At 42.4% G+C, this 22,531-nt stretch carries 16 protein-coding genes and 3 pseudogenes; all 19 read left to right on the forward strand.

Annotated features, from left to right (window positions below):
- Positions 1–200: 200 nt before the first annotated feature.
- Positions 201–1,199, forward strand: a complete 999-nt coding sequence (locus AC4MBN_RS03440; protein WP_166137904.1) for a putative oxygenase MesX — start codon at positions 201–203, stop codon at positions 1,197–1,199.
- A 43-nt stretch (positions 1,200–1,242) separates the two neighbouring features.
- Positions 1,243–2,271 (forward strand): methionine synthase, encoded by a 1,029-nt coding sequence (locus AC4MBN_RS03445; protein WP_166137901.1) that lies wholly within the window; start codon positions 1,243–1,245, stop codon positions 2,269–2,271.
- A 97-nt stretch (positions 2,272–2,368) separates the two neighbouring features.
- Positions 2,369–2,863, forward strand: coding sequence for a flavin reductase family protein (locus AC4MBN_RS03450; protein ID WP_144725265.1), 495 nt, complete (start codon positions 2,369–2,371; stop codon positions 2,861–2,863).
- Positions 2,864–2,904: 41 nt separating this feature from the next.
- On the forward strand, positions 2,905–3,705 hold the full coding sequence (locus AC4MBN_RS03455; protein WP_144725263.1) for a sulfite exporter TauE/SafE family protein: 801 nt from the start codon (positions 2,905–2,907) through the stop codon (positions 3,703–3,705).
- A gap of 107 nt (positions 3,706–3,812) precedes the next feature.
- A complete protein-coding gene (locus AC4MBN_RS03460; RefSeq protein ID WP_253168107.1) occupies positions 3,813–4,730 on the forward strand; it encodes a LysR family transcriptional regulator in 918 nt (305 codons plus the stop codon).
- A 378-nt stretch (positions 4,731–5,108) separates the two neighbouring features.
- Positions 5,109–6,041 (forward strand): IS5-like element IS17 family transposase, encoded by a 933-nt coding sequence (locus AC4MBN_RS03465; protein WP_419365521.1) that lies wholly within the window; start codon positions 5,109–5,111, stop codon positions 6,039–6,041.
- A gap of 53 nt (positions 6,042–6,094) precedes the next feature.
- Positions 6,095–7,045: pseudogene (ampC, locus tag AC4MBN_RS03470) on the forward strand (class C beta-lactamase); the annotation flags it as partial.
- Positions 7,046–7,317: 272 nt separating this feature from the next.
- Positions 7,318–8,235 carry a LysR family transcriptional regulator gene (locus tag AC4MBN_RS03475; protein ID WP_491880666.1) on the forward strand — a complete coding sequence of 306 codons (918 nt, stop codon included), beginning with the start codon at positions 7,318–7,320 and terminating at the stop codon, positions 8,233–8,235.
- A gap of 205 nt (positions 8,236–8,440) precedes the next feature.
- Positions 8,441–8,922, forward strand: a pseudogene (locus AC4MBN_RS03480) (VOC family protein).
- 279 nt (positions 8,923–9,201) lie between these two features.
- A pseudogene (locus tag AC4MBN_RS03485) lies at positions 9,202–9,967 on the forward strand (IS5-like element ISAba31 family transposase).
- Between the two features lie 145 nt (positions 9,968–10,112).
- Complete coding sequence (locus AC4MBN_RS03490; protein ID WP_491880667.1) at positions 10,113–10,814, forward strand: VIT1/CCC1 transporter family protein; 702 nt, start codon at positions 10,113–10,115, stop codon at positions 10,812–10,814.
- Positions 10,815–11,344: 530 nt separating this feature from the next.
- Positions 11,345–12,685 (forward strand): MFS transporter, encoded by a 1,341-nt coding sequence (locus tag AC4MBN_RS03495; protein ID WP_419363115.1) that lies wholly within the window; start codon positions 11,345–11,347, stop codon positions 12,683–12,685.
- Between the two features lie 40 nt (positions 12,686–12,725).
- Positions 12,726–15,272: a nitrite reductase large subunit NirB gene (gene nirB / locus AC4MBN_RS03500; protein ID WP_491880668.1), complete on the forward strand. Its 2,547-nt coding sequence runs from the start codon at positions 12,726–12,728 to the stop codon at positions 15,270–15,272.
- 24 nt (positions 15,273–15,296) lie between these two features.
- A complete protein-coding gene (gene nirD, locus AC4MBN_RS03505) occupies positions 15,297–16,907 on the forward strand; it encodes a nitrite reductase small subunit NirD (RefSeq protein WP_491880669.1) in 1,611 nt (536 codons plus the stop codon).
- A gap of 185 nt (positions 16,908–17,092) precedes the next feature.
- Positions 17,093–19,873 carry a molybdopterin-dependent oxidoreductase gene (locus AC4MBN_RS03510; protein ID WP_419363121.1) on the forward strand — a complete coding sequence of 927 codons (2,781 nt, stop codon included), beginning with the start codon at positions 17,093–17,095 and terminating at the stop codon, positions 19,871–19,873.
- Positions 19,870–20,508, forward strand: a complete 639-nt coding sequence (gene mobA / locus AC4MBN_RS03515) for a molybdenum cofactor guanylyltransferase (protein ID WP_491880670.1) — start codon at positions 19,870–19,872, stop codon at positions 20,506–20,508. The genes AC4MBN_RS03510 and mobA overlap by 4 nt, the downstream gene beginning before the upstream one ends.
- Positions 20,509–20,643: 135 nt before the next feature.
- Complete coding sequence (gene moaA, locus AC4MBN_RS03520) at positions 20,644–21,696, forward strand: GTP 3',8-cyclase MoaA (RefSeq protein ID WP_491880671.1); 1,053 nt, start codon at positions 20,644–20,646, stop codon at positions 21,694–21,696.
- A 1-nt stretch (position 21,697) separates the two neighbouring features.
- Complete coding sequence (locus AC4MBN_RS03525) at positions 21,698–21,949, forward strand: MoaD/ThiS family protein (protein WP_491880672.1); 252 nt, start codon at positions 21,698–21,700, stop codon at positions 21,947–21,949.
- A gap of 1 nt (position 21,950) precedes the next feature.
- Complete coding sequence (locus tag AC4MBN_RS03530) at positions 21,951–22,499, forward strand: molybdenum cofactor biosynthesis protein MoaE (RefSeq protein WP_491880673.1); 549 nt, start codon at positions 21,951–21,953, stop codon at positions 22,497–22,499.
- Positions 22,500–22,531 lie beyond the last annotated feature (32 nt).

Raw genomic sequence — 22,531 nt, forward strand, 5'->3', positions numbered from 1 at the left:
TTTAATACGTGTCCAACACTTGATCTTTCAATATGGATATTTGATGAGGCGATCTCATCCATTGCATGTTAAAAAAACACCAACATGAGATTTACTCATCTCATCCTGAATTTATATCGTTTTACTCATTTTATGATTCACGTTTAAATAAAGCCATTCAGAAATTTAGATTTTGTAAAATTTTTTAGGTGGCAATCTCCATGAGTCAGAAATTTGCATGTTCAATCAAACGCATTCGTTTCGATGAAAACTATGAACCAGCAAACAATACACGTTTAACCACGAATTTTGCTAACTTGGCCCGTGGTGAAAGCCGCCAAGAAAATCTGCGCCGTACATTGGCGATGATCAATAACCGTTTCAATAGCCTTGCAACTGTAGATAATCCTAAAGGCGATCGCTATTCACTTGAAATTGATATTATTTCAGCGGCGATTGATATTGAAGGTAATGGTCAAACTTTCCCATTCATTGAAACTTTAAAAAGCACCGTGATCGACCATAAAACCGGTGAACGTCTTGAGGGTATGATTGGTAACAGTTTTTCTTCTTTTGTGCGTGATTATGACTTCAGCGTGGTACTGCCAGCACATGGTTGTAAGTTCAATGAGCAACCTGAAGGCTTTGGTGATCTACACGGGAAATTGTACTTACACTTGGTGAATTCAGACGTATTTAAAGCAGAATTTAAGCAAAACCCAGTGATTTGTTTAAGTATCTCAACCACGAAAACCTATTACCAAACAGCCAATGTGCATCCAGTACTCGGGGTTGAATATACCAATGACGATTACTCACGTACCGATGCCTATTTTGCCAAAATGGGTTTAAGTGTTCGTTACTTTAAGCCTCAAGGTGCCAATGCACCGCTCGCATTCTACTGCGCAGGTGATTTATTACGTGATTACACTGATTTTGAATTGATCAGTGCGATTGCGACCATGGAAAGTTTCCAAAAAATCTATCGTCCTGAAATTTACAACACCAATTCACCTGCAGGTGTGGAATATCAACCAAGTCTCAGCTATGGCGATTATTCTTTGACTCGTGTTGTCTATGACCGTGTAGAACGTGGCGAATTGGCAGTGAAACAAGGGAAATGGACCGAAGAAAACTTTATTAAGCCTTATAAAGACATTCTTGATGAATGGGCAGCCAATTTTAAAGTTGAAACAGCACAACAAGATACTGCTGCTTAAGCTGACACAATTTAACGATATACAAATTTAGAGAAAGAAGACTATGGCTATTTTACTCCCAACATCAACAGCAGGCAGCTTACCGAAACCCACTTGGCTGGCAGAACCGGAAAAATTATGGTCTGCTTGGAAACTTGAAGGTGAAGAATTATTGGAAGCAAAACGTGATGCTTTAAAATTATCACTTCATGAGCAAGTGACTGCGGGTATTGATATTGTCAGTGATGGCGAGCAGACCCGTCAGCACTTCGTAACCACGTTCATTGAACATCTTGAAGGTGTGGATTTCGAAAAGCGTGAAACCATGCGTATTCGTAACCGTTATGAAGCAAGCGTACCTTCAGTGGTCGGTGAAGTATCACGTAAAAAAGCTGTATTTGTAGACGATGCTAAATTCTTACGTAGCCAAACCAATCAACCGATTAAATGGGCGTTGCCTGGTCCGATGACCATGATTGATACACTTTTTGACGGTCACTACAAGAGCCGTGAAAAATTGGCTTGGGAATTTGCCAAAATTCTGAATCAAGAAGCTTTAGAGCTCGAAGCGGCAGGTGTCGACATTATTCAGTTTGATGAGCCTGCATTTAATGTGTTCTTTGATGAAGTAAATGATTGGGGTATTGCGACATTAGAGCGTGCGCTTGAAGGACTCAAATGTGAAACAGCTGTCCATATTTGCTATGGCTACGGCATCAAGGCAAATACGGATTGGAAACAAACATTGGGTAATGAATGGCGTCAGTATGAAGAATCATTCCCTAAATTACAAAAGTCAAAGCTAGATATCATTTCGTTAGAGTGCCAAAACTCACGTGTACCGATGGATTTAATTGAACTGATTCGTGGCAAAAAAGTCATGGTTGGTGCAATTGATGTAGCAACCAATCAAGTTGAAACTGCAGAAGAAGTCGCAAATACCTTACGTAAAGCATTGCAATTTGTTGATGCAGACAAGCTGTATCCTTCAACCAACTGTGGTATGACACCTTTATCTCGTAATGTTGCACGTGGCAAGCTTGAGGCGTTAAGTGCAGGTGCTGCCATTGTTCGTAAAGAATTAGAGGCTTAAATCAAACGTAGTTTGATGCTGAGCAGGGTAAATGGTGACTGAATCATTTGTCCTGTTCTAAGCAAAAGCACGTGATTATACATTTGAGATGAAAGAGATGATTGAAGCAACAGACTTTAGAAATGCAATGTCTTTACTCACCACAGCAGTGAATGTTATTACGACTTCGGGTGAAACAGGTATGCATGGATTTACTGCATCTGCCGTATGTAGCGTGACGGATACACCGCCAATGTTATTAGTCTGTATGAATCAATCCTCCCGTTCACATGCCCATTTTGTTGAAAATAAAGTCTTGGCTGTAAACGTACTAAGTACTCAGCATGAACAGCTTTCAAATGCTTTTGCTTCAAGTAAATTCAGTTCTGAAGAGCGTTTTCAACTGGGTGAGTGGGGCAATTTAGAGACAGGCTCGCCGATTTTGGAAGATGCTTTGGTCAGTTTTGACTGTCAGATTGAGAATATTCAGCAAGTGGGTACACACAGTATTTTCTTGTGTCGTGTGCTTCAAGTTCAACAAAGCGATCAAGAAGAAAGCCTGGTGTATTTTAACCGTGCTTATCATCAAGTGGGGCAGTTGGAACATGCTTAACTCAACGCCTTAATTCCTTCATTTTTTAAAGTTAGTCTATTGTGGAACTTATAACCTTTTTAGTCATCGGTGCTTTTGCTGGTTTTGCAGCAGGGTTGTTTGGTGTCGGTGGTGGTACGATTATTGTGCCACTGCTTTTTATTGTCTTTACCCAAATGGGTTATGACCCCGATGTTATTATGCACCTCGCATTAGGCACATCTTTAGCGACCATCGTTGTCACTTCAATTAGTTCATTGATGGCACATCATAAAAATGGGGCTGTGATTTGGTCTATTTTTAAAAATCTAGCACCATCTATGGCACTTGGTTGTTTTTTTGGGGCGGGTATTGCAGGTTTGATATCAGGATTACATCTACAAATCATTGTCGGCTTATTCCTGATTTGGGTTGCATATACCATGTTTACAGGTGCCAAAAAGGTAATTGACCCAACAAAAATGTTGCCATCATCAGGTCAACAAATTGCTGCTGGTAGTGTCATTGGAGTTGCATCAGCGATCTTTGGAATTGGTGGTGGAAGTCTGACGGTTCCATATCTCAATAGCTATGGGGTGGTCATGCAGAAAGCAGTTGGTACATCTGCTGCCTGTGGACTACCCATTGCTGTTGCTGGTGCATTAGGATTCATACTTTTTGGCATGAATGCTGAAATCAATGTGCCGAATACCATTGGTTATGTTCATATTTATGCCTTCATTGGAATCAGTATCATGAGTTTCATCACTGCAAAATTTGGTGCTAAGGCTGCACATGCTTTATCGCCAGCGATGCTCAAGAAATGCTTTGCGATTTTACTGGTCATTGTAGGATGCTTCTTCCTTGTGAAAGGATTCATTTGATATCACGCACTGATTATTCATAATGTTAAATAGCCTGCTTTATGTGGGCTTTTTAATCTAGATTTTAATATATCCTGACAAGGATAATTCTTTGAGCTTCTCCCAAGATGATTGAATTAAAACACTTAAAAATGCTTTCAGCTTTAAGAGAACATGGTTCTTTAGTCGCAGCAGCGAACGATCTTTGCATTACACCTTCAGCGGTATCTCATCAGCTACGTGAGCTAGATCAATGGTTTGGTGTAGAAGTTGTCAATCGTCGTACACGTCCTATCAGTTTCTCTAATGTTGGCTTACGTCTATTGAAATTGGCCGATGAAGTATTGCCACAAGTTCAAATTACACAAAGCGACATTACACGTATTATTCATGGGCAAACTGGTCGGATTACTTTTTCTTCCGAATGCCATAGTTGTTTCGATTGGCTCATGCCCTTACTCAATCAATACCGTATTCAATATCCCGATGTCGATTTGGATTTTGCATCAGGATTTGAAGCAAATCCACATGAGTTATTGCAAAATGGCGAATTTGATTTATTGATTACTGCAGATCCGATTGCTTTGAAAGGTGTTGAATACTTTCCAGTGTTTGAGTATGAGTCTCGACTTGTCTTATCGACAACACATCCATTGGTGCGTGCAGAACACATTACTGTTCAAGAGTTGGCTGAAGAAACGCTTATTACATATCCAGTGGATAAACATCGTTTGGATATCATGTCTAAGCTATTTATTCCTGCAAATATTCAGCCGAAAAATATTCGAACCACCGACTTGACCCAAATGTTGATTCAGTTGGTTGCAAGCGGTCGTGGTATTGCCGCATTGCCTGATTGGGTGGTGAATGAATATGAGCAAAAAGGTTGGGTCACTTCACGACGTCTTAATTGTGTTGCACCTGAAGGTTTACGTCGTACCTTATATGCTGGTTTTAGAACGGATGAAAAAGACAAAGATTACTTTGATGGTTTCTTAAAGCAGCTTGAGCGATTCTCAAAGAAAAGAATCTCTTACTACAGTTAGTTCTCTGAGTCTTTATCATTGCATTATCCTAGGGGGGATTTAGACAATAATAGTTTTATGATTCAATGCACTAAATCAAATTTGGGTTCACATTGGGTAAAAAATAATTGCCACATTTTTTGCCACACTTTTTTTAAATCCTATCAAAAACTATCAAATGAAATTATATAAATGATTGAAAATACAAACAATTATATTTGATAGATTTTGATAGAGTTAAGCTTTAGCGGGTTCAACTCCCGCCATCTCCACCAAAATTCTTGTTATAAAAAAGCCACTTATATAAGTGGCTTTTTTATGTACACATTTTTTTATATTAAGAACGGCTTTGTTGCACAAACCTATCTGTAAAGGCTTTTTCAGCGATATAATTTTCAAATGAAGAAGCCTACACATAAAATCTACCGCACAACCAATTGGCCCGCATATAACCGAGTACTCATGAGTCGCGGAAATATTGCCATTTGGTTTGATCCTGCTACGCAATGGTATGCTCCATCAAAAGGCAAACAAGGGCGAAATCAAACCTACTCCGACGCAGCTATCCAATGCTGCTTAATGATTAAATCCTTATTCCGTCTATCTTTACGTATGGTCACTGGCTTTGTGCAAAGTCTGATTGAACTTTGCGGATTAAATTGGACCGCACCAGATTACAGTACGCTTTGTAGAAGACAAAAGCATATTGATATTGCAATCAGCTACCAAAAAAGTAGCGAGGGGCTGCATCTACTTGTAGACTCTACAGGCATGAAGTTTCTAGGTGAGGGCGAATGGAAACGCAAGAAACATGGAGCTGAATATCGTCGCCAATGGCGTAAACTACATATTGGTATAGATGCCAAAACCCTACAAATACGCGCTATTCAGCTCACAACCAATAATGTCAGTGATTCACAGGTGCTTGGTGATTTACTTAATCAGATTCCACAAGATGAGCAGATTGACTCTGTTTATACCGATGGAGCTTATGACACCAAGCAATGCCGTCAGGTCATTGCAGATCGGCAAGCACATGCGGTGATTCCACCTAGAAAAAATGCGAAACCATGGAAAGATAGAAAGAGTAGCTCGCTAGAGCGAAATGAATTACTTCGAACAGTTAAACGTTTAGGCAGGACATTATGGAAAAAATGGTCAGGCTATCATCGCCGCAGTTTGGTGGAAACCAAGATGCATTGCATCAAATTATTAGGCGATAAATTAATGGCAAGAAGCTTTCCTAGTCAGGTGAATGAAATTCATGCACGTGTAGCAGTCCTCAACCGATTTACGGAATTAGGTCGACCACTTACCCAAATTACGCCTTAAATTTGGCTCAATTAGGGGCGCTTTGCATTTCAAATCTTTGTGCAACAAAGCCCCTGCAATCTCATATCGACCATAAAACTGTAAATCGACAAACAATTTTTGAATTAGGTTCTGTAAGTAAAATTTTTACGGGCATTGCAGGGGGCTATGCCAAGAGTCAGGGCAAGCTTTCTTTTAATGATCATCCAGCTAGGTATTGGCCTGATTTAAAGAATTCAGAAATCAACAAAGTCAGTTTGCTGGAATTAGCGACTTATACGAGTGGAAACTTACCTTTGCAATTCCCGGATCAGGTTAAGACTGATCAGCAAGTTTTAGAGTATTTCCAAAATTGGCAGGTTAAACATCCGCCTGGCCAATATCGGCAATATTCAAATCCAAGTATTGGCTTATTTGGTGAGTTAAGTGCAAGATCAATGAATGTTCCTTTTAGCGTATTGCTGGAACAGACGATCTTTCCAAAACTTAATTTAAAGAATACCTATCTCAATGTTCCGAAAGCACAAAGGGTTCACTATGCTTTTGGTTATGATCAGAATAATCATCCGGTGCGGGTAAACCCGGGAGCTCTGGATGCTCAGGCTTATGGGGCGAAATCTACACTTCCCGATATGCTGAAATTATTAGATGCCAATCTGAATCTGAAAAAGAACAAGCCTGATATTGAACAAGCGCTTCTGGAAACTCATCATGGGTATTTTAAACTTGGAAAAATGACCCAAGCACTCGGTTGGGAGACTTTTTCATATCCGACGACGCTCGATATTTTGCTGGAAAGTAATTCTGAAAAAGTCGTGATGCAACCCAATCGGGTAGACAAAAATACTGTTCAGGCAAAATCACAAGTTTTTCATAAAACCGGTTCAACCAATGGCTTTGGCACCTATGTACTATTTATTCCGGAAGAAAATTCTGGACTGGTCATGCTGATGAATAAAAAAATTCCCAATGCAGAGCGAATCAAGGCGGCCTATCAAGTCTTTCAGGCCATAAAAAACAGTTAAGTTTATTAAGCCTGAATAAAAGGAAATGTCTCATGATTTTTAGCTAGGGTATTTCCTTCTTTTGAAAAGAGGTTGATTCTTAAACTCTAACTGAAGTAAAAGCCTCCTAATTTCGGAGGTTTTTATTTTGTATCGATAAGAGTGGTAGATTTTACTGGTTGAGAAAAATTCATCCTATAAATTTTAAAATGAAATTTAATAATATTAAAGTTCAAAATAGGGTAAGCTTATTTAATTAAGATTGGATCAGATTAGATAGTTTCAGGTCATTCATGTTAGAACTTCGTCATTTAAAAACCTTAGTCGCGTTACGGGAACATGGTTCACTGGTTGCAGCAGCAGGAGATCTTTGTCTCACGCCTTCAGCTTTGTCCCATCAGCTTCGTGAATTGGATCAATGGTTCGGAGTCGAAGTCGTTAATCGCCGTAGTCGCCCGGTGAGTTTTTCCAATGTCGGGCAGCGCTTGCTGAAGCTGGCAGATGATATTTTGCCTCAAGTCCATGTTGCGCAGAGTGATATTACTCGTATTGTGCATGGGCAGACTGGACGGATCATTTTTTCTTCCGAATGCCATAGCTGTTTCGACTGGTTGATGCCTTTACTGAATCAATATCGTATTCAATATCCAGATGTAGATTTGGATTTCGCTTCTGGCTTTGAGGCCAATCCGCATGAACTGTTACAAACTGGGGAATTCGATCTACTTATTACCGCCGATCCGATTGAACTAAAGGGCATAGAGTATTTCCCGATTTTTGAATATGAATCGCGTCTGGTTCTTTCTAATACCCATCCTTTAGTGCGTGCTCAAAACATTAGCATCCAGGAATTGGCAGAAGAAACATTGATTACTTATCCAGTGGATAAGCACCGTCTGGACATCATGTCACATCTGTTTATTCCAGCGAATATTTTACCGAAACAGATTCGAACCACCGACTTAACTCAAATGTTGATTCAGCTGGTTGCCAGTGGTCGGGGAATTGCAGCCTTGCCAGATTGGGTAGTGAATGAATATGAACAAAAGGGCTGGGTGACTTCATGCCGTTTGGAGTGTGTAGCACCGAATGGACTGCGCCGAACTTTATATGCAGGTTATCGAACTGAAGAAAAGCAAAAAGATTATTTCGAAGGATTTTTAAAGCAGCTTGACCGATTCTCTAAAAAGAGAATCACATATTATGATTAAGGGATGATAAAGATTTCTTCTCGACTCTTTAAAACTATTCTTTTTGATGACGCTTTCAGTCAATTAGATTAATAAATATACAATTCTAAAACAGGCTTATTCTCGTTTTAGGTGAAAGATGGGAAGAGTAGGACTCAACTAATAGATGAGATATTTAAGAGTTCTTAAGTATTCTAAAACCTATTCTGAAAGAAAAAGTGAGATCATGAATATCGCAAAGAATACCATCTGTCTTTGGTACGATCATGATGCTGAAGAAGCTGTACGATTTTATGCAGAAACTTTTCCAAATTCATCTATAGGTGCCATCGTTCTTGCACCTGGAGATTATCCCTCTGGTAAAGCAGGTGATGTCATCACAGTAGACTTTACCGTACTGGGTATTCCATGTATTGGTTTAAATGGAGGGCCTGTATTTCAACATAATGAATCTTTCTCATTTCAAGTTGCCACAGAGGATCAGGAAGAAACTGACCGCTATTGGAATGCGATCGTCAATAATGGCGGTCAGGAAAGCGAATGCGGATGGTGTAAGGATAAATGGGGGTATCTTGGCAAATCATCCCTAAAGCTTTGCTTGAAGCATCATACAGTTCAGACCGTGGTGTTGCTAAAAGAGCTTTTGATGCCATGATGACCATGAAGAAAATTGATGTCGCTGCAATTGAAGCTGCCATCCGAGGCTAAGGCATGGTCTCGATATCAGTGATTAATGCCATGTATTTAGTTTAAGCGTTTGGCCTTATTACTTATATAAAGTGAGAGGTCATTGATAATAATCAGAAGTTCATCCTTTAAGGTATAGCCAGTGAGTGGCTTATGGCGGCCGCTGGCTAAAATCTATTTAAGCTTTCTCTATAAATAATTTTTATTTTTTAAAAATAAGTAGGGTGTGTTGACACTTTTAGCTTAAAAAAATAGCGAAGTAGTAAAATCAAATCACCAAACCCAATTTTACTATTCGCTATGCCTCGTACCATGCTGACAGATCAACACTGGCAAAAGTTGAAAGTTATTCTGCGTAATTTATCCATTCACCACAACTCAAATTTACGCAATTTTATTGAAGCTATTCTCTATAGAATTAGAACAGGCTGTCCGTGGCGAGATATTCCTTCTTGTTTTGGTCATTCCAATTCTATTTTCAAACGTTTTAATCGTTGGTCAAGCAGCGGTAAGTTACTTAGATTATTCAAATTACTAGCCTCATGCCCCGATATGGAGTGGATTTTTATTGATGGCTCTCATGTACGTGCTCATCAACATTCTGCCGGCATAGCGAATCAATCTATTTCTAAAAGTGTAGGAGGAAACTCCTCAAAAATACATTTGATTGTTGATGCACATGGCAATCCTATTGATTTCATGATTACCGATGGAACCACACATGATGTTAAAGTTGCGCCTGATTTAATATCAACATTAGATTTAAAAGAGACAAAAGTGGTATGTGCAGATAAAGGCTATGATTCAGAACCACTGCGTGAACAGATCAGGAAAACAGGGACTAAAGCGAATATACCAAAGAAAACGAATAGCCAATCGAACAATGACCATATGGACTGGTATTTATATAAAATCAGGCATTTAGTTGAAAATATGTTTTGTAGATTAAAGCAATTTAGAGGAATAGCTACTCGATATGACAAGCTCAAAAGAAATTATCAAAGTTCTGTTGCCTTAGTCTGTATATTTTTATGGCTACCGTTATAGGGTTAATTATGAACAGTAAGTGTCAACAGACCCTAAATAAAACTCGAAAATATCTCTGAAAGTGAACATTCATATTTGAAATATTTAGCTTAAAGTAAGATGATAAAATAATAAGTGACTAAAATTTAAAATCTTATTTCATCCGCTAGAAGAACGAGAAAAACATGCCTCATTCCCATCATCATGAAAAACACTACATACAACGTTCTGGCTGGTTACGTGCCGCCGTGCTTGGTGCCAATGATGGAATTATTTCCGTGACCAGTCTGGTTGTCGGGATGGCAGCCAGTGGTGCTTCGTCACAAACACTTTTGATTGCTTGTGTTGCTGGCCTGATTTCTGGTGCAGCTTCGATGGCAGCTGGGGAATATATCTCGGTCAAGTCGCAACAGGATATTGAAAAAAATGATCTCGCCATGGAAGAGCGGGAATTAAATCTGCATCCCGTACATGAATTAAGAGAGCTGAAAAACATTTATATCAAGCGAGGTTTAGAAGCTGATCTGGCCGAAGAAGTAGCAAAACAGCTTACTGCACATAATGCCTTGGATGCGCATGCGCGTGATGAAATTGGGATTCTGGAACAGACGGCTGCCCGGCCCTTTACGGCGGCATTTTCTTCAGCATTAGCATTTACGGTGGGTTCTTTATTTCCATTGGTATCCATTTTAGTTTTGCCTTCACACCTGCTAGATCAGGGCGTGATGCTGGTGGGAGTACTTAGTCTGGGAATGATGGGAGCATTAGCCAGTTATGCGGGTGGTGGTGGCATGTGGAAAGGCGCACTGCGTGTCATGATTTGGGGCATCGTTGCCATGCTATTCAGTTTCTGGATTGGCTCTCTATTTAATGTTGCTACCACCTAATCATTTAAAAAATATGGAATAAATTTATATTTTTCTCTATATGTCCGAAATTCAAGTGAAGTAGACAATCTGAAATTAAAATTTCCAAACTTAAGTGTATTAGACACATTTAGATACTTAATTAGCTAACTCATTTAAAAAAATTAATTTTTAACGATAAGTTTTTCTTTAATTAAAAATATCTAGTTTGATTATGTTCTTCCTTGCACTAAAGCTGTGCCAAATGGTGCAGTGAAGTGGCAATTTTAAAATTTGGATATGAATATTTTCAGGAAAATGAGAAAGAGCTTGATTTGCAGTCCCTATAATTTAGAAAAAATATAAAATTACCTCTCGATAAATAATATAAATACAAATACTTATTCATAAAGTTATTTTGTTGGCACGCTTTGTGCTTAATAGAATTTGAGTCAAAGACGACTCTAAAGAAATTTGTAAGACGGCCAATGACGTCCGTTCTGATCGCATCTGGTGTGCAGCGATTCGCATAGCAGATAAGCCTATACGTTCAGTTCTGGAAGGAGATGGTGATGTCTTCAAATTTATATGAAAAGAAAGCAACAAAAATAAGTCTTTTGAATTTCAGCAGCGCAGCAATGAGAGCCTTCCATATGAGTTGGCTCGCGTTTTTTGTCTGCTTCTTTGCCTGGTTCGCCTGTGCACCGCTAATGCCTGTGATCGCAGGTGAATTCAGCTTAACCAAAGATCAAATCGCCAATATCAATATTGCAGCAGTCGCGATCACCATTCTGGTTCGACTGATTGTCGGTCCCCTATGTGACAAATATGGTCCACGGAAAACCTATACCGCCTTACTCGTACTCGGCAGTATCCCGGTCTTTGGTGTGGCCTCTGCGAATAGCTATGAATCTTTCCTGTTTTTCCGCTTACTGATTGGTGCCATTGGTGCCAGTTTCGTTATTACCCAATATCACACCAGCATCATGTTTGCGCCGAATGTCGTGGGTACAGCCAATGCGGCATCAGCAGGCTGGGGCAATGCCGGTGGTGGTGCGACTCAAGCCTTGATGCCTTTACTTCTGGCTGCGCTGGTGATGTTCGGTGTTGAACAGGCGATGGGCTGGAGAATTGCCCTGATCGTTCCAGGCCTAATGATGCTGATCGTCGGTGCATTGTACTGGAAATTCACTCAGGACTGTCCACAAGGCAACTTTAAAGAACTGCGTGCAGCAGGAATTCAGGTAGGTAGCGAGAAAAAAGGTGGCATGGCAATTCTGATGCATGCTGCACGTAACTACCGTGTCTGGATTCTATTTGGCGCTTATGCGGCCTGCTTTGGTATTGAAATCTTCATTCATAACATCGTAGCCATGTACTACGTAGAAAACTTCAGCTTTGGTTTAAAAGAAGCAGGCATGACGGCCGGGATCTTCGGTCTGTTAGCACTGTTTGCCCGTGCACTGGGTGGCATTGTTTCAGACAAAGTTGCCATCAAAAAAGGCCTGGACGGGCGTACTAAAGTGCTGTTTGCCATGATCTTGATGGAAGGCTTATTTCTGATTTTATTCTCGCAAATGAATAGTGCCATGCTGGCCATCGTCACAATGACTGTTTTCGCATTATTTACTCACATGGCATGTGGTGCAACGTATGCGCTGGTGCCATTTATTGACCGTGATGCTTTAGGCGGTGTGGCCGGCATTATCGGTGCAGGCGGTAACGTGGGGGCGGTCGCAGCAGGATTCTTACTTAAAGGCATGCTGGATATTCAAACCTGCCTGATGGCGCTTGGCGGCCTGGTCGTGATTGCAGCAAGTTTTGTTCTGATGATTCGCTTCTCGGTTGAGCATAAGGCCAAAGAGCAAAAGCTGTACGAAGAAGCTGTCCTTGAACGAAACAACCTGGCTTAAAACACAAGATACAAGATTTAGAAAATTTAGGAGAAGGAATATGAAACTGGTAATGATTGGCCATGGCATGGTAGGACACAAATTTATTGAGTCTGTGCTTGAGCATGCGGGTGATGACGTTGAAATCACGATTCTGGCAGAAGAGCCGCGTCTGGCTTATGACCGTGTGCATTTAACTGAATATTTCACTGGAAAATCAGCCAAGGATTTAACCCTTTGCCGTAACGACTTTGCAGATGCGTATGGAATTGATCTGCGTTTGAGTACCAAAGCGACTGCAATCGATACTGTTAATAAAACAGTCACCACTAATCATGGCGATGTGATTGCTTATGACAAACTGGTTTTAGCTACCGGCTCCTATGCTTTTGTTCCACCAATTCCAGGCAACGACCGTGAAAACTGCTTTGTTTACCGTACCATTGAAGATCTGGATGCAATCCGTGCAGCGAGTCTGAATGCCAAAAACGGTGTCGTGATTGGTGGTGGTTTGTTGGGTCTGGAAGCAGCTAAAGCGCTGCGTGACCTGAATCTGGAAACACATGTGGTTGAATTCGCACCACGCCTGATGGCAGTTCAGGTTGATGATCTTGGCGGTAAAGTATTACGCACCAAAATCGAAGATCTGGGTGTTAAAGTCCATACCCAAAAAGCAACCTCGTTTATTGAAGACGGCGTAAATGCTAAACATGTGATGAAGTTTGGTGATGGTGCCGAGCTGGAAACTGACATCATCCTGTTCTCTGCCGGTATTCGTCCACGTGATGAACTGGCTCGACAAAGCGGACTGGCCATTGGTGAACGTGGCGGAATCGTGATCAATGATTACTGTCAAACTTCTCATCCAGATATTTACGCGATTGGTGAATGTGCGCTATGGAATAACAAGATTTTTGGTCTGGTGGCTCCAGGCTATGACATGGCGCGTATCGCTGCGAAACATGTACTTCAAGAAGAATGTGCCGCATTTACTGGCGCAGACATGAGCACCAAGCTGAAACTGATGGGTGTAGATGTTGCTTCGGTGGGCGATGCACATGCCATGACCCCAGGTTCACTAAGCTACTTCTATGCCGATGAAGCGGCTCAAGTCTATAAGAAAATTGTGGTCAATGCAGAAAAAACCAAACTACTGGGTGCAGTGTTGGTCGGTTGTGCCAAAGAATATAACGACCTGCTACAAATGATGCTGAATGGGCTGGAAATCCCGGAAAATCCAGAAAGCCTGATCATGCCAGGCTTTGATCAGGCAGCAGCGAAAACGGGTGGCAGTGGGGTAGATCTATTTCCAGATAGCGCAACCATCTGTTCATGTAACAACGTTTCTAAAGCGGATATCTGTTCTGCGATTGCCGATGGTTCTACTTCTCTTGGTGCCCTGAAAAAATGCACCAAAGCCGCAACTGCTTGTGGTGGCTGTGCACCGCTGGTGACACAAGTTCTGAAATCTGAGTTACAACGTCAAGGCGTTACCGTAAACAATCATCTCTGCGAACACTTTGCTTATTCACGCCAAGAGCTGTATCACCTGGTTCGTGTCAATGAAATCAAGACCTTTGATGACTTGATCCAGCAACATGGTCATGGTCTGGGCTGCGATATCTGTAAGCCAACAGTGGCAAACATCCTGGCATCTTGCTGGAACGACTTTGTCCTGAAACCAAGCCATGCCGGCCTGCAAGACAGTAACGATTACTACCTCGGTAACATTCAAAAAGATGGTACTTACTCTGTCGTTCCTCGTATGGCAGGCGGTGAAGTCACACCAGATGGTCTGATCGTCATTGGTCAAATTGCTAAAGAATATGGTCTGTATACCAAACTGACTGGGGGCCAGCGTGTCGATATGTTTGGTGCGCAACTCCATCAATTACCAGAAATCTGGGAAAAACTGATCAATGCCGGTTTTGAATCGGGGCATGCTTACGGTAAATCGCTGCGTACTGTTAAATCTTGTGTTGGTAGCACCTGGTGTCGTTATGGTGTAGATGATTCTGTGGGCTTGGCGATCTATCTGGAAAACCGCTACAAAGGCCTGCGTTCTCCACACAAACTAAAAATGGCGGTATCTGGCTGTACTCGTGAATGTGCCGAAGCACAAAGCAAAGACGTCGGTGTGATTGCCACTGAAAAAGGCTGGAACCTCTATGTCTGCGGTAACGGCGGTATGAAACCACGCCACGCGGAACTACTGGCATCAGATCTGGATACACAAACTTTAGTCCGCTATATCGACCGTTTCTTCATGTTCTATATCCAGACTGCAGACCGTCTGCAACGTACTTCAGTATGGCGCGACAACCTCGAAGGCGGCCTGGATTATCTGAAAGATGTCATCGTCAATGACTCACTGGGTCTGGCAGCAGAATTAGAGCGTCGTATGGAGCATGTGGTGGGCACTTATCAGGATGAATGGCGTACTGCAGTTGAAGATCCAGAAGTCCGTAAACGTTTCAAAACCTTTATTAATGCCAAGGCTGAACAGCAAAACGATCCGCACGTTCAATTTACTGAAGTGCGCGGTCAGATCCGTCCAAAAACTGAAGCTGAACGCAATGCCAGCCGTATTCCGGTAGTTGAAGCCTAATTCAAAGAATAAAGGAGCAAGAATATGACAATGTTTAAAGATATGAATGAACTGAATTGGGTTGAAGTGTGTGCACTGGATGACATCACGCCTAATACTGGCGTTGCAGCCTTGGTGGAAGATCAGCAAATTGCGATATTCCGTGTGGGTTCAGAAAAACGTGTTTATGCGCTGAGCAATCAGGATCCGTTTAGTAAAGCATTTGTGATGTCACGCGGTATCATTGGTGACCTGCAAGGTGAGCGCGTTGTCGCTTCACCAATTTACAAGCAGCATTTCAGTCTGGCGACTGGCCGCTGCCTTGAAGATAAAGACCAGAAACTACTGGTATTTCCAAACAAAATTGAAAATGGCAAGGTATTCATTAGCCCAGTGCCACAAAAAACCTATATCACCAACAACGGTGTTTCACCGGAAAAAATGAAACTGGTACTGGTTGGTAATGGTCTGGCAGGCATGCGTTGTCTGGAAGACCTGTTGGATATGGCACCAGACCGTTATGAAATTACCGTGATTGGTGAAGAGCCGTGGGGCAACTACAACCGCATCATGCTGTCGCCCGTGCTTTCTGGCGAAAAAACCGTTGATGATATTATGCTGCATCCACATGCTTGGTATGCCGACAGAGGTATCCGTCTGATTGCAGGTGATCCAGCGGTTCGCATCGACCGTCCGCGTAAGCAGGTTTATACCGAAAAAGGCGAAGTGATCAGTTATGACCGTCTGATTCTGGCGACGGGTTCCAAGCCATTCGTTCCGCCAATTCCAGGTAGCGACTTAAAAGGCGTACTCAGCTTCCGCGACATTTATGACGTGAACAACATGCTGGACTACTGCAAAACCAAGAAAAATGCGGTGGTGATTGGTGGCGGTCTGCTGGGTCTAGAGGCGGCTTATGGCCTGAAACAGCAAGGCATGAATGTCACAGTATTGCATCTGATGGATCGCATTATGGATCGTCAGCTGGACAGCAAAGCCAGCCAGATGCTGAAAACAGCGATTGAGCAGAAAGGTATCACTATTCTGACCGAAGCCAATACCGAATGCTTAATTGGTGAAGAAGGTCATGTGACCCAAGTGAAACTAAAAGATGGCACCGTGCTGGCTGCTGATTTGGTGGTCTTCGCAGTAGGTATTCGTCCAAATATCACATTAGCACAAAGTGCCGGTCTGCGTTGTAACCGTGGTGTGCTGGTAAATGACACCATGCAGACTTTTGACCCAAGTATTTATGCGGTGGGTGAATGTATCGAGCACCGTGGTCAAACCTTTGGTCTGGTTGAACCACTTTGGGGCCAGGCGTTCATTTGTGCATCACATCTGGCCGAGCATGGCAGCCTGACCTTTAAAGCGCCAACCGTTCCGACTCAACTGAAAGTGAGTGGTTGTGATGTATTCTCGGCAGGTGACTTCGAACCAAAAGATGATTTTGAAGATATCGTACTGAATGACGAGAAACGTCAGATCTATAAACGCATTATTATTCAAAAGGATAAAGTCATTGGTGCGGTGCTGTTTGGTGATACGGAAGACGGTACCTGGTATGCCGAACTGATTGCAGATCAAACCCCAATTGCAACGATTCGTAACAAGCTGCTTTTTGGTCGGGATTTTGCATTAAAGAAAGCAGGGTAATCCATCACATAAATCTCCCCTAACCCCTCTTTAAAAAGAGGGGAACCTCCCTCCTTTAACAAAGGAGGGTTGGGGAGGATTAAAGGTTTTGAGACCAAGAAAAAATTTAAATCAAACCTGTAAAAGCTAGACATTATAGATTTGGCGAGATAAGTGAATTTAGATAATTTAGGAGCACAGCAGCAATGAATAGTATCCCAGTGGTGGAACTGCATAGCTCCACAGAATTAAAAACGATGATGACTCAAACCACCTGTCCATATTGCGGCGTGGGTTGTGGTGTGACTGCACATGTAACGCCGACCACATCAGGTCCGAAAGTGACTGTTGAAGGAGATGCGAATCATCGTTCCAATTTCGGCAAGTTATGCATCAAAGGTAGTAATCTGTCAGATACTTTAGGACTTGAAACTCGTTTACTACATCCAATGCTGGGTCGTAAAGATCAGCGTGAAGTCACGAGTTGGGATACTGCAGTTTCGTCCATTGCCAATAAATTCCAGCAATGCATCGACCAGTATGGTCGTGACAGTATTGCCTTTTATGTTTCCGGTCAGCTGCTGACCGAAGACTATTATATAGTGAATAAATTCGTCAAAGGCTATCTCGGTACTGCAAACATCGATACCAATTCACGTTTATGCATGTCTTCAGCAGTGGCAGCATATAAGCGTGCTTTTGGCGAGGATCTGGTTCCAGCCAGCTACGAAGATTTTGAACATACCGATATGGTGGTACTGGTCGGTTCCAATACCGCTTGGTGCCATCCAGTGTTGTATCAGCGCATTATGAAAGCCAAGGAACAACGTGACCTGTTTGTGGTTGTGGTAGATCCGCGTTTTACCAGCACCTGTGAAGCAGCAGATTTGCATTTGCCAATTCTGCCCGGTCAGGATGTGGCGCTGTTTAATGGCTTATTACAGTACTTGCATCAGCATGGTTACATCGATGATGCATTTGTTGCCGCACATACCCAAGGGTTGGAACAGGCTTTAGCGAGTAGTTCTACTGAAGCTTCGATTGAGGATGTAGCTGCACGTACCGGTATTTCAGCAGTTAAACTCACTCAATTCTTTGAAAAATTTGCCCAAACCGAAAAAGTAATAACGTTGTTCTCCATGGGCGTAAACCAGTCATCACGTGGCGTCGATAAAGCCAACAGTATTATTAACTGTCATTTGCTCACGGGTAAAATCGGCAAACTCGGTGCAGCGCCATTTTCCATGACCGGTCAACCAAATGCGATGGGTGGTCGTGAAGTGGGTGGGCTGGCGAATATGCTGGCTGCACATCTGGATTTAGAAAATCCGGGACATCAGCAGCTGGTACAAAGCTTCTGGCAAAGCCCAACCATCGCGACGCAGGTTGGTCTCAAAGCAGTCGATTTATTCCAGGCCGTTGAAAGCGGCAAGATCAAGGCGATCTGGATTATGGCCACCAATCCGGTGGTCAGCTTGCCAGATGCAGATCAGGTCAAACGCGCCCTGGACAAATGTGAATTCGTGGTAGTGTCTGATATCTGTCAGGATACGGATACCACACAATATGCTGATGTCTTGTTACCTGCTTTAGGTTGGGGGGAAAAAGATGGCACCGTGACCAATTCAGAACGTCGTATTTCCAGACAGCGTGCTTTTTTAGATGCACCGATGCAAGCCAAAGCTGACTGGTGGGCGATCAGTCAAGTGGCTCAGAAGATGGGTTTCACAGGTTTTGATTTTAATAATAGCCATGACATTTTTCTGGAGCATGCCCAATTATCTGCTGAGCAAAACTCTGATTTAAGTCAGCGATCTGAAACGCCATATTTCCGTTATTTCAACTTGCAAGGCTTAAGTAATTTAACTGCACAAGAATATGACGAACTGGATCCAGTGCAGTGGCCAGTTTGGGATAAGCATCAAGATGCGAAATCTGTCACCCGGCTATTTGCTCAAGGTCAGTTCAGTCATGCGGATGGCAAAGCCAAGTTTATTGCTACCACAGCGATTGATCCGGTAAATCTGGTTTCCAGTGAATATCCTTTAATTTTAAATACCGGCCGAATCCGTGACCAGTGGCATACCATGAGCCGTACCGGTTTATCTGCAAATCTCAGCACACATCGTGCTGAACCTTATTGTGAGATTCATCCACATGATGCTTTGAAATACGGGATTAAAGATGACGAGCTGGTAGAAGTCAAATCGCAATGGGGCAATTGTGTCTTGCGTGCGACTGTCAGTGACAATATCCGCCGTGGACAGGTCTTTGCCCCGATTCACTGGAATGATCAGGTCGCATCCGATGCCCGGATCGGCAAGGTAGTAAATCCGGTAGTGGATGCCATTTCGGGTGAACCTGAGTTCAAGCATACTCCGGTCATCATCCATCCATTTTATAGTCAGTGGCAAGGCGTATTTTATGTGCGTCAAGGCTTTGAAAAAATCGTACAGCCGTCGATTGAAGCTACCGTGTGGTGGACTAAAATCACTACCAGCAAGGCAATACGTTATGAACTGGCAGACCGGAAGAAATTTAGCTATACCACTGAGCATTTAAAAGAATTATTGCCATTTCAGGATGAAAGTTTTGAATGGCTGAATCTCGAAGATCAGACCGCCCACATCAGTCATAGCGTGATACTTCAGGATGGTCATGTGATTGCCAGCCTATATATTGCACCGAAGGCTTTATTGCCGGACCGCGACTGGGTAGCAAGTCTGTTTAAACGTGAACGTTTAAGCGCTATGCACCGTAAGGCTCTACTTGCCGGACAGCCGATGTCGATGGCAAATAATGAAGGTCCACTGGTGTGTAGCTGTTTTAAAGTCGGTAAAAACCGCATCATTGAAACCATTAAAACTAAAAATATTACGGATGAAAAACAGGTGACCGCATGTTTAAAAGCCGGAGGGAATTGTGGTTCGTGTTTACCTGAAATCCGTGGCCTGATTAAAACATGTCAATTGGAGACGGTAGAATGAAAAAAGGAGCCGATAGAGAAAATAATAAAACAGCCTATCCGCGTACCGATCTGGTGATTCTGGCGGGTGGACAGGCAAGACGCATGAATGGCATCAATAAACTGTTGCAGAAATTCGATGACCAGATTCAGCTGATCAAAATTCACCAACAGCTGAAATCGAATGTTGCACAGGTCTGGATTAACAGCCATCGCGACTATTCCATTTATCAGAAACTTATTCCCAGTGTTCATTATTATCAAGATGATGAGCCGGGATTTCAGGGGCCGTTAATGGGCATGAAAAGTGCCTGGTCGCATGTGCAGTCGGATTATGTGCTGTTTGTCCCTTGTGACCTAACTTATATTCCTTCCAGAGTATTGCTCAAGTTGCATCAGGCTCTAGCCAAAAACAGTCTGGCTGAAGTGGCTTATGTGGAAATTAACGGCAAGCCACTTTATCCATTTTGTCTGGTTAAACGCAGCAGTCTGGCAACCCTGAAATTACATCTTAAACAGGAACAGCGCAGCCTTAAACACTGTTTTGCTGATTTGCACGCACAAGTGGCACGTTTTAAAAATCGTGCGCTATTTTTTCACAGTATTAACTCGCTGGATGAACTGCAACAGTATCAACAGCTCAAATTTCTGCACTAAAAACTGAATATTTTACTTTTGGCACAAAGTTGGAACACTTATTGCAAATCTAATTATTACAAGATTGGGCGATTTGAGTTTCGCGCACTGCATGTGTGCAACAACCCACCCAATGCCTGAAGATGGATGTTCAACATGAATATGATGACACAGCTTAAAAATGATGCCTTGTTTGTCGATCAGTTCGGTCGTGGCAAGCGCAAGCTAAGGATTTCAGTGACTGATCGCTGCAATTTTAAATGTGTTTATTGTATGCCTGAACATCCGGAATGGATGAAAAAACACGATCTGCTCAGTTTTGAAGAGCTGTATCAATTTTGCGATTTTATGGTGCGTCATGGCATCCAGTATATCCGCATTACCGGTGGTGAGCCTTTAATGCGTCAGGGCGTGGTGCATTTTGTTGAACAACTGCAAGCGCTGAAAAAGCTGGGACTACAACGCATTTCCATAACCACCAATGCGCATTACTTAAAACGATATGCACAAGCCTTAAAGCAGGCGGGACTAGATGACCTGAATATTAGTTTGGACAGTCTGGATGCTGATCAGTTTAAGCAGCTCACTCAAAAAGATTTAGCACCTGTGCTGGAAGGGATACAGGCAGCACAAGTTGCTGAATTACCGATTAAGATCAATACCGTATTGATGCAAGGTATAAATGACGATCAGATCCTGCCATTGGCGCGCTGGTCAGTTCAGCAAAACATTGTCCTGCGCTTTATCGAATTTATGCCACTTGATGGTGATCACAATTGGTCTACTGAGCATGTAGTCAGTGAACAATACATTTTAGAAACTTTGGCGACTGAATTTACGCTCACTCAAAAAACTAATAATTCTGCCCAATCAGCTTCGGAACCCGCACGCCAGTATCTGATTGATGGCCATCCGATTGGAATTATCTCAACTATTACCAATTCATTTTGTGGTAGCTGCGACCGCTTGCGATTGACTGCACAAGGTGAATTTTATAACTGCCTGTTTGCACCTCAAGGCTTGAATCTTAAAAAGGAAATCAAATCACTAAATTCATCTGTAGCTCTAAGTGAGTTGAATTTGTATGGTGCTTTATCCCGATATATCTGGAACAAAGAACAGGGCTTTCATGCCATAGAGCAGCGCTTGAAAAATCAAAGTATGAATCAAAGCAGCCGCAAAATTAGTATGCATATGATAGGAGGCTAAGATGTCACAGATCAGAATCAGAATTGAAGCCTTCGGTGCGGTAGAACGACAGTTACCGCAAGATCTCGAAATTATCTGCAAACCTCAAAGTACTGTATCTGAGATTTTGAATCAGGTGGGGCAAGATTATCCTGAAGCTTTTGCCATGATCGAACGCTGTGCCTGTGCCATGGGTGAAGACATCATTTCACGTCAGACATCTCTTCATGCTGACAGTACTTTGGTGCTGTTGTCACCTGTCGCAGGAGGTTGAAATGAGCGAATTCAAGCAATTTTCTAGGATTCAGAATACTGCTTTAGATCTGGAAAGTTTTGATTCGATCCAGTCTTTTCCTGAATGTGGTGGAGTCGGTGTATTTATTGGAACAGTACGCAATCACCATGAAGGTAAAGCAGTCAAGGCACTGAAATATACGGCCTATGCACCTGTTGCAGAAAAAATGATTCGCCAGATTGAACAGGAAATCCAGGCCAAATACGGCGTGTCCTATGTGCGGGTAATTCATCGAATTGGGGCACTAGATATTGGCGAAAAAGCCATTATTGCAATTGCTTATGCTGCACATCGACGTGAAGCTTTTGCTGCTTGTGAGGAAGCAGTGGAGCGGGTTAAACATGAAGTGCCAGTCTGGAAAGAAGAGTTTTATATGGATGGCAGTAGTCAATATGTTGAGGGGTGTTGTATCCGTAAAGATGTAGAAACTGCTCACATGCATCATCATCCAAAACATTCAGATGAGACGCATCAACATTGTCATCATGCCAAAGAGAATACGCCATTCATCTATCAATGGCCGATATAAGTCAGAACAGACACACGTTTTAAGAAGAAATG

It is taken from the genome of Acinetobacter sp. CAU_H_60 (assembly GCF_058599385.1).